At 59.6% G+C, this 13,106-nt stretch carries 12 protein-coding genes; 8 read left to right on the forward strand and 4 right to left on the reverse strand.

Going from position 1 to position 13,106, the window contains the following annotated elements; all coding sequences use genetic code 11:
* Positions 1 to 191: 191 nt before the first annotated feature.
* On the reverse strand, positions 192 to 1,229 hold the full coding sequence (gene mgrA / locus HB680_RS30645; protein WP_213942029.1) for an L-glyceraldehyde 3-phosphate reductase: 1,038 nt from the start codon (positions 1,227 to 1,229) through the stop codon (positions 192 to 194).
* 743 nt (positions 1,230 to 1,972) lie between these two features.
* On the reverse strand, positions 1,973 to 2,863 hold the full coding sequence (locus HB680_RS30650) for a LysR substrate-binding domain-containing protein (RefSeq protein ID WP_213942030.1): 891 nt from the start codon (positions 2,861 to 2,863) through the stop codon (positions 1,973 to 1,975).
* Positions 2,864 to 3,001: 138 nt separating this feature from the next.
* Between HB680_RS30650 and HB680_RS30655 the strand changes: the two genes are divergently transcribed.
* From HB680_RS30655 to HB680_RS30670, 4 genes are all read left to right on the forward strand, one after another.
* On the forward strand, positions 3,002 to 3,742 hold the full coding sequence (locus HB680_RS30655) for an SDR family oxidoreductase (RefSeq protein ID WP_213942031.1): 741 nt from the start codon (positions 3,002 to 3,004) through the stop codon (positions 3,740 to 3,742).
* A gap of 48 nt (positions 3,743 to 3,790) precedes the next feature.
* A complete protein-coding gene (locus HB680_RS30660) occupies positions 3,791 to 4,300 on the forward strand; it encodes a DUF1097 domain-containing protein (protein ID WP_213942032.1) in 510 nt (169 codons plus the stop codon).
* Positions 4,301 to 4,337: 37 nt separating this feature from the next.
* Positions 4,338 to 5,225 (forward strand): SDR family oxidoreductase, encoded by an 888-nt coding sequence (locus HB680_RS30665; protein ID WP_213942033.1) that lies wholly within the window; start codon positions 4,338 to 4,340, stop codon positions 5,223 to 5,225.
* A 116-nt stretch (positions 5,226 to 5,341) separates the two neighbouring features.
* Positions 5,342 to 5,599, forward strand: coding sequence for a hypothetical protein (locus tag HB680_RS30670; RefSeq protein WP_163907718.1), 258 nt, complete (start codon positions 5,342 to 5,344; stop codon positions 5,597 to 5,599).
* 17 nt (positions 5,600 to 5,616) lie between these two features.
* Here HB680_RS30670 and betT read toward each other — a convergent pair whose 3' ends face one another.
* Both betT and epsC read right to left on the reverse strand, forming a co-directional pair.
* Positions 5,617 to 7,572: a choline transporter BetT gene (gene betT / locus HB680_RS30675; RefSeq protein ID WP_177331475.1), complete on the reverse strand. Its 1,956-nt coding sequence runs from the start codon at positions 7,570 to 7,572 to the stop codon at positions 5,617 to 5,619.
* A 499-nt stretch (positions 7,573 to 8,071) separates the two neighbouring features.
* Complete coding sequence (epsC, locus tag HB680_RS30680; RefSeq protein WP_213942034.1) at positions 8,072 to 8,998, reverse strand: serine O-acetyltransferase EpsC; 927 nt, start codon at positions 8,996 to 8,998, stop codon at positions 8,072 to 8,074.
* 190 nt (positions 8,999 to 9,188) lie between these two features.
* Here epsC and HB680_RS30685 point away from each other — a divergent pair, with 190 nt between their 5' ends.
* From HB680_RS30685 to tcyN, 4 genes are all read left to right on the forward strand, one after another.
* Positions 9,189 to 10,181 carry a D-cysteine desulfhydrase gene (locus HB680_RS30685; protein WP_213942035.1) on the forward strand — a complete coding sequence of 331 codons (993 nt, stop codon included), beginning with the start codon at positions 9,189 to 9,191 and terminating at the stop codon, positions 10,179 to 10,181.
* A 295-nt stretch (positions 10,182 to 10,476) separates the two neighbouring features.
* Positions 10,477 to 11,277: a cystine ABC transporter substrate-binding protein gene (tcyJ, locus tag HB680_RS30690; RefSeq protein WP_213942036.1), complete on the forward strand. Its 801-nt coding sequence runs from the start codon at positions 10,477 to 10,479 to the stop codon at positions 11,275 to 11,277.
* Positions 11,277 to 11,942: a cystine ABC transporter permease gene (gene tcyL, locus HB680_RS30695; RefSeq protein WP_054047827.1), complete on the forward strand. Its 666-nt coding sequence runs from the start codon at positions 11,277 to 11,279 to the stop codon at positions 11,940 to 11,942. Before tcyJ ends, tcyL begins: the two co-directional genes overlap by 1 nt.
* Positions 11,943 to 11,946: 4 nt before the next feature.
* Complete coding sequence (gene tcyN / locus HB680_RS30700) at positions 11,947 to 12,702, forward strand: L-cystine ABC transporter ATP-binding protein TcyN (RefSeq protein ID WP_213942037.1); 756 nt, start codon at positions 11,947 to 11,949, stop codon at positions 12,700 to 12,702.
* The last annotated feature ends 404 nt before the right edge of the window (positions 12,703 to 13,106 follow it).

Below are 13,106 nucleotides of genomic sequence, written 5' to 3' on the forward strand. Positions count from 1 at the left end.
CGGCTCCCTTTCCCCCTCTCCCCTTTGGGGAGAGGGGACTGACCGAGGTGTTCTTGGATCTACATCGACCTGAAAACCGAGTCGAACTCAGGATTTGAAAAGCATGAAGATCGGCTCCCTTTCCCCCTCTCCCCTTTGGGGAGAGGGCTGGGGTGAGGGGTGACTCTAACTGACCCACCCCACTCCGAGAATCACTCAGCCGTCGAAGGCTTCTCCCAAAGATTGATCCCGCCCTCCTGGGCAAACCGATCGATCTCCGCCAGCTCTTCCGCGCTAAAGCTCAAGTTCTCCAACGCCCCGACGTTCTCGATGATCTGTTCCGGCCGGCTCGCGCCGATCAGGGCCGAGGTCACGCGCGGGTCGCGCAGGGTCCAGGCCAGCGCCAGTTGCGCGAGGCTCTGGCCGCGACGCTTGGCGATTTCGTTGAGCCCGCGTACGTGGGCGATGTTGGCTTCTGACAGGTGCGATTCCTGCAACGAACCGCCGCCCGGACGGTTGACCCGCGCGTCCTTCGGAATGCCGTTGAGGTATTTGTCGGTCAACAGACCTTGGGCCAAGGGTGTGAAAGCAATCACGCCGGCACCGAGTTCGTCGGTGACATCCAGCAGATCCTTTTCCACCCAACGGTTGAGCAGGTTGTAGGCCGGTTGGTGAATCAGCAGCGGCACTTTCCACTCTTGCAACAGCGCGGCGATTTCACGGGTTTTCACCCCGGAATAGGACGAGATGCCGATGTACAACGCCTTGCCTTGTTGCACGGCGGTGGCCAATGCGCTGGCGGTTTCTTCCAGCGGGGTGTCCGGGTCGAAGCGGTGGGAGTAGAAGATGTCCACGTAATCGAGGCCCAGGCGTTGCAGGCTCTGGTCAAGGCTGGCCAGCACGTATTTGCGCGAACCGCCGCCCTGGCCGTAAGGGCCTGGCCACATGTCCCAACCGGCCTTGCTGGAGATGATCAGTTCGTCGCGGTACTGCTTGAAGTCTTCACGCAGCAGGCGACCGAAGTTGATTTCGGCGCTGCCGTACGGCGGGCCATAGTTGTTGGCCAGGTCGAAATGGTTGATGCCCAGGTCGAACGCCGTTCGCAGCAACGAGCGCTGGGTGTCGATCGGCGTGCTGTCGCCGAAGTTGTGCCACAGCCCCAGGGACAGTGCCGGCAGCACCAGCCCGCTGCGGCCTACGCGGCGGTACGGGATAGAGTCATAGCGGTTTTCGGCAGCGGTGTAAGTCATCGAATCCTCTCTTGTCTGTTTTGAAATGGTGTCGACTTCTTCGCGAGCAGGCTCGCTCCCACATTTGGAAAGCATTCTCCTGTGGGAGCGAGCCTGCTCGCGAACGGTGTTACACAAATCGATTGCCTGGCCTTGTGGCGCCAAGACTGGCTCTTACTCTGTTTTCAACTACTCTCGATAACAAATGCGCCCCCAAGCATACGCCCAAGAATTGCCACGCCAACCTCGTGTTCGACGGATTGCTGAAACGTTTCACATTTTTCCTGGATCGCTCTAAAACGACGCATGAAGTGTACGTTTTCAAGGTATTAGTACGTACCGCCTCAAACGCTCGCTGATCTAACCAAAATTCACCGAAAATCGCCAAAAACCACGCTCAACGCCGTTCTAAAGAATACTTCATAACCAGCCATCTTCCGTACCACATGGTATGGAGATTTTTAGCGGGTTACGGCCCTGACACGCAGCCAGAAATGCCTTGTCACAGCGTCTGAAGCCGCTTGAAAAATCAAGCATTCAAAGCGGTCTGCACAAGGAAAGTAGCGTGCAAGCTCTTGATAGCGATCTACGCACGAGCGACGACGAGGGAGGGTTGGAGTCTGGGCGTGCTGCAGGCCAGAGAGCCAACACGCATGAGCCTTGTACGCATCCTGAAAAGATCGCAGCCTTCGGCAGCTCCTACATTGGAATGCCGTACACCTGTAGGAGCTGCCGAAGGCTGCGATCTTTTGATCTTGAGTTGCTCAAACTGCCCCCGCAAACACTTCCCCCAACCAATCCACAAACACCCGTACCCGTGGCGACATGTGGCGGTTATGCGGATACAGCACTGAAACCGGCATCGGTGGTGGTGGTATGTCGGCGAGAATTTCCTGCACAAGGCCTTGGGAGATCAGCGCTTCCATCCGGTAGTGCGGGCATTGAATCAGCCCCAGCCCCGCAATCGCCGAAGCCGCGTAGATCTCCGCGCCGAACACCGACACCGAGCCGTCGATCGTCAGTTCCTGCAGTTCGCCATCGACCATGAATTCAAACGGAAACTGCTTGGCGGTGGTGCGCGACACGTAGTTCACCGCGCGGTGCTGTTTCAGCTCGTCGAGGCTTTTCGGTTCGCCATATTTGCGCAGGTACGCGGGGCTGGCGCAGGTGATCTGGCGCAGGTTGGCCACGCGTTTGCCGATCAATGCCGAGTCACTCAGCGTGCCCGCGCGCAGTACGCAATCGACACCTTCGGCGATCAGGTCGACAAAACGGTCGGCCTCGCTGATCGACAGCTCGATGTCCGGATAACGGGCCATGAATTGCGGCAGTGCCGGGATCACAAAGTGCTTGGCCAACGTGCCGTGCAAATCCACGCGCAACCGCCCTTTCGGCGCCACGCCGCGAAACGCCAGTTCGGCTTCTTCCAGCTCCGCCAGCAATTGCACGCAACGCAGGTAATACGCCTCGCCATCCAGCGTCGGACGCACTTTGCGTGTGCTGCGCTCCAGCAGGCGCGTGCCGAGCCAGGCTTCGAACTGGTTCAGCGTATGGGTCAGCGTGGCCCGTGGCAGACCCAGGTCATCGGCGGCCAGGGTGAAGCTGCTGCGCTCGTAGATGCGCACGAACACCTTCATCGCTTTGACTTGATCCACGTTCAGCTCCTGGTATTCGATTGTTGGCGATTATTGAACAGTCAAGGCAACTCTCGTGCATTTATCGCCTTGAGTAAACATGTGAATCTGGCCTCACCCCGAACAAACACGTTCACCACTTCATAAGGATTCATCGCCATGACCACTCAAACTTCGAAAGTAGCCATCGTCACCGGCGCCTCCCGCGGCATCGGCGCGGTCATCGCCAAACAACTGGCCAGCGAAGGTTTTGCCGTCGCCATCAATTACGCCAGCAGCGCCACCGAAGCGTCGAAACTGGTGGTTGAATTGCGTCAGGCCGGCCACCAGGCCATAGCGATCCAGGCTGACGTCTCCAGTGCCGACGACGTTCGCCGTTTGTTCGACGAGACCGAAGCGCAACTGGGCAAGGTCGACGTGCTGATCAACAACGCCGGCATCCTCAAGGTGCTGCCACTGGCCCAACACAGCGACGAACTGTTCGACCAGAACTTCAACATCCACACCCGCGGCACGTTCAATGCCCTGCGTGAAGCCGCCACTCGCCTGAACAGCGGCGGTCGGATCATCAACTTCTCCAGCAGCACCGTCGGCCTGAACCTGCCGGGTTACGCGGTGTACATCGCCAGCAAAGCGGCGGTGGAATCCCTGACCCAAGTGTTCGCCAAGGAAATGCGCGGTCGCAACATCACCGTCAACGCTGTCGCACCGGGCCCGGTCGCCACCGACCTGTTCCTGCACGGCAAGAGCGAAGAGCAGATCCAGACCTTCGCCAAGATGGCTCCGCTGGAACGTCTGGCCCAGCCAGAAGACATCTCCCGCGTCGTGTCCTTCCTGGTCGGCCCTGAATCGGGCTGGGTCAACGGGCAAATCCTGCGCGTCAACGGCGGCCTCGTCTGAGCCCCCGTCACCTGAACCCCACAGCGCAAGGTTGAAGGAGCAAAGAAGATGAGCCACCCCGCCAACACCCCCGTTCGCACCGGGCAGTCAAAACTGATGTTCACGCTGTTCACCGTGGTGGCGGCGGCCACCGCCGCTCTGGCTGCGGGCTCCAGCCTGCTGTTGACTCTGCCGGTCTGGGCGATGTTTGTGGGTTGGGTGGCGTTTTTCAGCCGCGGCCTGACCTTGCGCGACGGTCTGGTGAACTTCGGCTGCGTGCTGATGGGCATCGCCTTCGGCATGGGCGCGGCACCGAGCATTGGTGCATTGGCGCCAAGCCTTGGCCTGTTTGCGCTGCCGCTCGTGGTGTTTGTCGTGGCGATGATTGTGGTGTCGCTGCGGGGATTGAAGGTGATGAACAACATCGTCGCCTACTTCCTCGGCCTCATTGCCTACTTCGCCTCGCACCTGGAGCCGTCACTGGAAAGCTTCACTGAGCTGGGTGCCGCTGGCGCCATCGGCTCCTTCGCCGGCTGGTTGTCCCACGCCGTGCAACAACACCTTCCCCGTCGGGCCTGAAACCAAACCCTGCTTAAATGCGCAAGAGGTCAACCTCATGAAATCAGTCATTCTCATCACGGGCGCCGGTACTGGTATCGGCAAACTCGCCGCCGAATCCCTCGCCCGGGCCGGGCACATCGTTTACGCCAGCATGCGTGACGTGAACGGACGCAACGCCACGCGGGCCGACGGCGTTCGCCAGTGGGCCAAGGAACAGAATGTTGAGTTGCATCCGCTGGAGCTGGACGTGTTGTCCCAGGATTCGGCCGACGCAGCGGTGGCGACGATCGTCAAAGAACAAGGTCGTCTGGACGTGGTGATGCAAAACGCCGGGCACCTGGTCATCGGCCCGAGCGAAGCCTTCACCGCCGAAGAAATCATGAAAGTCTTCGACAGCAATTTCTACGGCGCCCATCGGGTCAGCCGCGCGGTGTTGCCGCAGATGCGCGCGCAGGCCTCGGGGTTGGTGTTGTGGATCAGCAGCACCACGACCAAGGGCGGTTTCCCACCGTTCCTGGGGCCTTACGGCGCAGCGAAAGCGGCGATGGATTCCCTGGCGGTGAGCATGTCCTACGAACTGACGCGCTTCGGCATCGAAACCTCGATCGTGGTGCCCGGTGCGTTCACCCGTGGCACCGATCATTTCCCGAGCGCCGGCAAACCGGCCGACGTCGCGCGCAGTGACGCCTATGCTCGATATGACGGGGTGATGGATAAAGTCGGCGAGCGATTGAGTGCATTGACCCCGGACGATGCCGATCCGCAAGCGGTGGCCGATGACATCGTGCGCATTGTCGGCCTGCCCCATGGCTCGCGGCCGGCGCGCTCGGTGATCGATTTTGTCGGGGATGGCGCGGCTGAGGTGCTGGAAGTGTCGGAGCGGGTGCGGATCGAGTTTGCCAAGCGGATCGGAATTGATGATTTGCTTCGCGTGAGTCAGTAAGGACGCCTTCGCGGGCAAGCCTCGCTCCTACAGGGGTTACGCGTACTCTGTAGGAGCGAGGCTTGCCCGCGAAGGCGCACGAACAGGCACCACACCTCTAAAGGACGGAACACACCATGCACACCACCATCATCATTTTCTTCGGCCTGGTCCTGCTGGCGCTGATGCTGTACATCGGCGAGCGAATCGGCTTCAGCCGCCAGACGCTGACCTACAGTTTCGTCGTCCTGTGGCTGGCGCTGACGGTGATCAACGGTGCAGTCGGCGTGGTCACGGCCGGCCAGTCCGTGAGTTCGGAGCTGGTGGTCGGCACGGTGGTGTTCAGCGTGCCGGTGGCGGCGCTGGTTCTGTTCATGGTGCTGAGCAAAACCTAGGCGCCACCGGCTCCCGATCAACGCACCAAATGCAGGAACTGCATGTGCCGCTCGTACTGGTCGAGGATGTCGTTGATGATCTGCTCCTTGGTGTAACCCACCAGATCGTAGTCCTGACTGCCCTCGCTCAAATGCACTTCGGCGCGGTAGTAGCGACGGTTGTTGAGTTGCTTGGAACCCATGCCGCCACGGGCGAAGGACGGCGTGAAGTAGCCACGCATCTGCACCTGGTAGATGAACGGATGTTGCTCGCCATGCCCGATTTCCAGGCTGACGCTGTCGTTCGCGGGGTCCGGCTGAGCGACCACGTTCAAACCCTTCTCGACGAACACCGCCGTCACTTCTTCAATCGCCGGACGCACCGTAGTTTCGAGGAAGCGATAGACCTCATCCCGCGACGGGAAATGCACCGCCTGACTCAAACGCTGACGCCAGCCGCCACGCTTGGAACCGGAGACCGGTGCCAGGGAATGCATCTGCGCAATCTGCTTCTGCGACTCCAGATAGAACGCCTTGTGCAGCCCCCACATCATCAGCAGCAGGATCATCGAGAACGGTAACGAGGTCAGCACGACGGCTGATTTCAACGCATCGATGCTGCCAGAGAACAGCAGCGCACTGGTCACCAATGCCGTCATCGCACCCCAGAACACCCGCAGCCATTTCGGCCCGTCTTCGTCCGGGTTGCCGCCCTTCGCCGAGAGCGTCGACAGCACCACGGTGCCGGAGTCGGCGGACGTGACGAAGAACACGAAGCTGATAAACACCGTGACCGCGATCACGGTTTTGCTCCACGGGTAGGTTTCCAGCAGCAGGTACAAGGTCATCGACGGGTTATCGATGGCCGACATACCGAGCGCCGTCATGCCGTGGTTGAGCACTTGATCGATGGCGCTGTTGCCGAAAATCGACATCCACGCCAGGGTGAAACCGAGCGGAATCAGCAGCACGCCGAAGACGAATTCACGGATGGTCCGGCCCCGGGAAATCCGGGCGATGAACAGGCCCACGAACGGCGACCATGCAATCCACCAGGCCCAGTAGAACACCGTCCAGCCGCCCAGCCAGTCGCTGGGTTTGTCGTAGGCGTAGAGGTCGAAACTCTTCATCGGCAACGCGCCGAGGTAGTCCCCGATGTTCTGGATCAGGGTGTTGAGCAGGTGCTGCGTGGGGCCAGCGAACAACACAAACAGCAGCAGCGCGCAGGCCAGCAGCATGTTGATGTCGGACATCACCCGTACGCCTTTATCGACGCCGGACACCGCAACGATGATCGCGGCGCCCATCATCAGCGTGATCAGGCCGACCTGAATCCAGTGGGTGTGGGCGATGCCAAACAGGTAGTCGAGCCCCGAATTGAGGTGCAACACCCCGAAGCCCATGTCCGCGCCGAGGCCGAACACCGTGGCAATGATGCCGAAGCCGTCCACCGCGTAGCCGATCGGGCCGTTGATGCGCTTGCCAATCAGCGGGTACAGCGCCGAACGCAGGGCCAGAGGCAGGTTATGGCGATAGGCAAAGTAGGCCAGCGCCATGCCGACGAAAGCGAACACGCCCCAGCCATGCAGGCCCCAGTGCAGAAACAGAATCTGCATCGCCTGCCGCGCCGCTTCCGGCGTACCGGCGGTGCCTTGGGGCGGTTGCGCCAGGTGCGTCAGCGGTTCGGACACGCAAAAGAAGAACAGCGTGATGCTGATCCCGGCGGCGAACAGCATGCCGGCCCAGGACAGGTAACTGAATTCGGGTTCGTCGTGGTCGGCACCGAGTTTGATCTTGCCGTAGCCAGACAACGCGGTGACCACCACGAAGACCAGATACAGGGTCATCGCGAGCATGTAATACCAGCCGACCGTGTTGGCCGCCCAGTTTTGCGCTTCCAGTAACCAGGCCCCGGCCTGTTTGGGCATGGCCATGACGACGATGCCGAACAACAGAATGAAACCCGCCGCGAAGTAGAACACCGGCGGATTCATGCGGACCTGGCCGCTGGGAGGGGTGGACGGTGCACTCATGAACAGTGCGCCTCAAAGGGGTGAAACAGGGCAATCAGTAACGGACTCGGCAAGGGCAAGCCTCCTGTTGTGAGCGGGCAGCAAACCGGCGGTTTAACTTGAATGAGCGTTCAAGTTAAACATGAATAGCGTGCTAAGGACTAATCGCAGGGCTCGGCGGTCGCTTTCCTACGCTAGCTCAAGGAAGGGTATGACGCGGGGTTTGGAGGATTCGTTCATTGAGAAAGGAGCTAATTGCCAGTATCTCGATCAACCTTGAGAGCCACCCCTCACCCTAACCCTCTCCCCAAGGGGTAGAGGGGACTGACCGAGGTGTTCAGTTGAGCTACATCGACCTGAACTATCGAGCCGAACTCAGGATTTGAAAGCAACAGAGATCGGCTCCCTTTCCCCTCTCCCCCCTGGGGAGAGGGTTGGGGTGAGGTGTGGCTCTCAGATTAAACAACGATCTAACTGATGCTTACTTCTGCGTCCCATCATCATGCTGCAAATTCGCCTGCGTCAGGTTGGCCCCCGCCGGCACGCTACGGGTCAGCCACACGTTGCCGCCAATGGTCGAACCCTTGCCGATGGTGATCCGCCCCAGAATCGTCGCCCCGGCATAGATCACCACATCGTCCTCGACAATCGGATGCCGTGGATGGCCCTTCTGCAACTGCCCGTCCTCATCCGACGGGAAACGCTTGGCACCCAGGGTGACCGCTTGATAAATCCGCACCCGCTCACCAATGATCGCCGTCTCGCCAATCACCACACCCGTCCCGTGATCGATAAAGAAGCTGCGGCCAATCTGTGCGCCCGGATGAATGTCGATGCCGGTGGCGGAGTGGGCGATTTCCGCGCTGATCCGCGCCAGCAATGGCAACCCGGCGCGGTACAAATGATGGGCGAGGCGATGGTGAATCACCGCCAGAATTCCCGGATAGCACAGCAACACTTCATCGACGCTGCGGGCCGCCGGGTCGCCGTGATAGGCCGCCAGCACGTCGGTGTCGAGCAGATTGCGCAGCCCCGGCAGCGCGAGGGCAAAGTCCTGGATGATCTGGATTGTCTTGGCTTCGACTTCAGTGTCAGCCTGGTCGCTGTGGCGAGCGGCATAACGCAGCTCAAGCCGCGCCTGAGCCAACAATGCATTCAGCGCGACATCGAGGGTGTGGCCGACGTAGAAGTCTTCACTCTCCTCACGCAAATCCACCGGCCCCAGGCGCATCGGGAACAACGCACCGCACAGGGCTTCGAGAATCTCCGCCATCGCCGCCCGGGACGGCAACTCGCGACCGCCCTGCTCGCCGCTGGCGCGGCCGTTTTGTGCACGCCATTGATCACGCGCCGTGCGCAGTTGGCTGACGATGGTCTGCAATTGCCAATGGCTGGAACGCTCGCTCACGGTAAAAACTCCTCACGGGCGGCCGGACTGTCTGGCCGCACTGACGGCGATTACTTTACGGCAAGGGCTTGGAGCCGAATTAAGAACCAATTGTGCTGGGATCAATACATTCGGATATAAGCGATTGACGGTTGCCCGTACAAATAGGCGTGCCTATAGTCCTGACATCTCTCCCCGCCAGTACGGACCCATGATCAAACAATCGCTTGCCCGCTTTAATCGCCTCGACCTGCTCGGCCATCCCACCGCCCTGGAAAAACTCGAACGACTGTCGACCTGGCTGGGCCGCGATGTGTACGTCAAACGCGATGACCTGACGCCGCTGGCCATGGGCGGCAACAAGCTGCGCAAACTCGAATACCTGGCCGCCGATGCGCTGGCTCAGGGCGCCGATACGTTGATCACCGCCGGTGCGCTGCAATCCAACCACGTGCGCCAGACCGCCGCCATCGCCGCCAAACTGGGCCTGGGTTGCGTAGCGCTGCTGGAAAATCCGCTGGGCACCGACGACGCCAACTATGTCGGCAACGGCAATCGGCTGCTGCTGGACCTGTTCGATGCCAAGGTCGAGTTGGTGGAGAACCTCGACAACGCTGACGACCAATTGCAAGCCTTGGCCGATCGCCTGCGCAACAACGGCAAGAAGCCGTACGTGGTGCCGATTGGTGGCTCCAATGCCTTGGGGGCTTTGGGTTATGTGCGTGCGGGCCTGGAACTGGCGGAACAGATCAAGGACACCGGCCTGCAATTCGCCGCCGTGGTGCTGGCCTCGGGCAGTGCCGGGACCCACAGCGGTCTGGCGCTGGCCTTGAATGAAGTACTCCCGGATTTGCCAGTGATTGGCGTGACGGTTTCCCGCAGCGAAGAAGATCAGCGGCCCAAAGTTCAGGGCCTGGCCGAACGCACAGCCGAGCTGCTGGGTGTGAGCCTGCCGAAGCGTTTCAAGGTTGAACTGTGGGATGAATACTTCGGCCCGCGTTATGGCGAGCCGAATGCCGGGACGCTGTCGGCGGTGAAGCTGGTGGCGAGTCAGGAAGGTTTGCTGCTGGACCCTGTGTACACCGGCAAAGCCATGGCCGGGTTGCTCGATGGCATCGGCCGCGGGCGTTTTGATGACGGCCCGATCATCTTCCTGCACACCGGCGGGGCGCCGGCGTTGTTTGCCTATAAAGATTTTCTGTAACCAAACAAGATCAAAAGATCGCAGCCTTCGGCAGCTCCTACGGGCGCACGCCGATCCCCTGTAGGAGCTGCCGAAGGCTGCGATTTTTTCCAAAGACAATACATATTCTATAAAAGAATAACAAAATCAATATTTAGTATTTTCCTATCTAACAAAGCCGTCATATAGTCGCGCCGCAGGCGAATTTGGCGCGAGACGCATAAGCTGCTTTAGGGCAGGATATCGCAATCGTTCAAATCCCGATTTTGCCAACATTCCTAATAGCGTCTTCCATAAGAAAACACAGGGGCTTGTCATGAATTTTTCCGCACTACGTCGAAACCTGCTGGTAGGTTCGCTGGGCCTGGCATTGAGCGCCGGCCTGTTGGGGCAAGCGGTTGCCGGTGAGCAACTGCAAAAAATCAAGGACGCAGGCGTGATCAACGTCGGCCTGGAAGGCACTTATCCACCGTTCAGTTTCGTCGACGCCGACGGCAAACTGGCCGGCTTCGAAGTCGAGTTCTCCGAAGCCCTGGCCAAAGAGCTGGGCGTGAAGGTCAAACTGCAACCGACCAAATGGGACGGCATCCTCGCGGCGCTGGAATCCAAGCGTCTGGACGCAGTGATCAACCAGGTGACCATCTCCGAAGAACGCAAAAAGAAGTATGACTTCTCCGAGCCGTACACCGTTTCCGGGATTCAGGCGCTGGTGCTGACCAAGAAGGCTGCGGAGCTGAACATCAAGACGGCCGCCGACCTGGGTGGCAAGAAAGTCGGCGTAGGCCTGGGCACCAACTACGAGCAATGGGTCAAAGCCAACGTGCCGACCGCTGACGTGCGCACCTATGAAGATGATCCGAGCAAGTTCGCAGACCTGCGTAACGGCCGCACCGACGCCATTCTGATCGACCGCCTCGCCGCCCTCGAATACGCCAAGAAAGCCAAGGACACCTCCGCTGCCGGCGAAGCGTTCTCCCGCCAGGAAGCCGGTATTGCCCTGCGCAAAGGCGAGCCTGAGCTGCTGGCTGCCGTGAACAAGGCCATCGACAAGCTGCGTGCCGACGGTACGCTGAAAAAGCTTTCGGAAAAATACTTCAGCGCTGACGTCACTCAATAATGGAAGAAGCTTTCCAACTTGCGCTGGACTCCGCGCCCTTCCTGCTGAAGGGCGCGTACTACACGGTCATCCTGAGCCTGGGCGGAATGTTCTTCGGCCTGGTGATGGGCTTCGGCCTGGCGTTGATGCGCTTGTCACGCTTCAAATCGGTGAGCTGGCTGGCCCGCATCTACGTGTCGTTCTTTCGCGGCACACCGTTGCTGGTGCAGCTGTTCGTGATCTATTACGGCTTGCCGCAATTGGGCATCGAACTCGACCCGCTGCCAGCGGCCCTGATCGGCTTCTCGCTGAACATGGCCGCCTACGCCTGTGAAATCCTGCGTGCCGCAATCAGCTCCATCGAGCGTGGCCAGTGGGAAGCCGCCGCGAGTATCGGCATGACCCGCGCGCAGACCCTGCGCCGGGCCATCCTGCCGCAAGCGATGCGCACGGCCCTGCCACCGCTGGGCAACAGCTTCATTTCGCTGGTCAAGGACACGGCGCTGGCCGCCACCATCCAGGTGCCGGAGCTGTTCCGCCAGGCGCAATTGATCACCGCCCGCACCTTCGAAATCTTCACCATGTATCTGGCCGCCGCCCTGATCTACTGGATTCTGGCCACGGTGCTGTCGCACCTGCAGAACAAGTTGGAAGAGCGGGTCAATCGGCACGACCAGGAGTCCTGACCCAATGATTGTCGTGGAAAAACTGACAAAGCAGTTCAAGGGTCAAGTGGTGCTCAACGGCATCGATCTGGAAGTGAAGGAAGGCGAGGTCGTGGCGATTATCGGGCCAAGCGGCTCGGGCAAGACCACGTTCCTGCGTTGCCTGAACTTCCTCGAAGAACCCACCAGCGGCCGAATCAAGGTCGGCGACATCGAAATCGATGGCAGCCGCCCGCTGAACCAGCAGCAAGGCCTGGTGCGACGTCTGCGCCAGCACGTGGGCTTCGTGTTCCAGAACTTCAACTTGTTCCCGCATCGCACGGCGCTGGAAAACGTGATCGAAGGCCCGATCATCGTGAAGAAGATCCCCCACGCCGAAGCGGTGGCCCTGGGTAAAAAACTGTTGGCCAGGGTTGGCCTGGCGGGCAAGGAAGACGCTTACCCGCGACGCCTGTCCGGTGGTCAGCAACAGCGTGTGGCGATTGCCCGGGCGCTGGCGATGGAGCCGGAAGTGATTCTGTTCGATGAACCCACCTCGGCACTCGACCCGGAATTGGTCGGTGAAGTACTGGCGACCATCCGCAGCCTCGCCGAAGAGAATCGCACCATGGTCATCGTCACCCACGAAATGGGCTTTGCCCGGGACGTGGCGAACCGCGTGGTGTTTTTCGACAAGGGTGTGATCGTCGAGCAGGGCGAAGCCAAGGCACTATTTGCCAATCCGAAAGAAGAACGGACGAAGCAGTTCCTTAGCAAGTTCCTGAATAACGCACACAACTGAAACTCCCATTTAAAACTTGTTAACTTCCATGGAAGGAAGTGACATTTACCCTCCGACTTAAAAACTCCGCAACCACCGCCTCCTTTCCAATCTATACAACTTCGATTCTCTAAACGCGGTACATATATATGTTCTGCAACAGAATCATTCATCCTAAAATCAATCATGCATCCAGACAACGGCGGCTCAATGCATCGCCGCACCCGCCGCATCAAACCGGGAAAAACCAAGGTAAAGTTCGACAGCGCAATGGCGTTTATTAACTGCGCCACGTAGGACATTTCTGATTAACACCGAATCCAACCCGCAACTAACAAACTCTATTGACACCTATTCCAGCGCACTCTTATCTAGTCTCCAACAGGCGTCGACCGCCCAACTCAATCGTTATCAATACGTACACA

The organism is Pseudomonas sp. dw_612 (assembly GCF_018449725.1).
Classification (GTDB): domain Bacteria; phylum Pseudomonadota; class Gammaproteobacteria; order Pseudomonadales; family Pseudomonadaceae; genus Aquipseudomonas.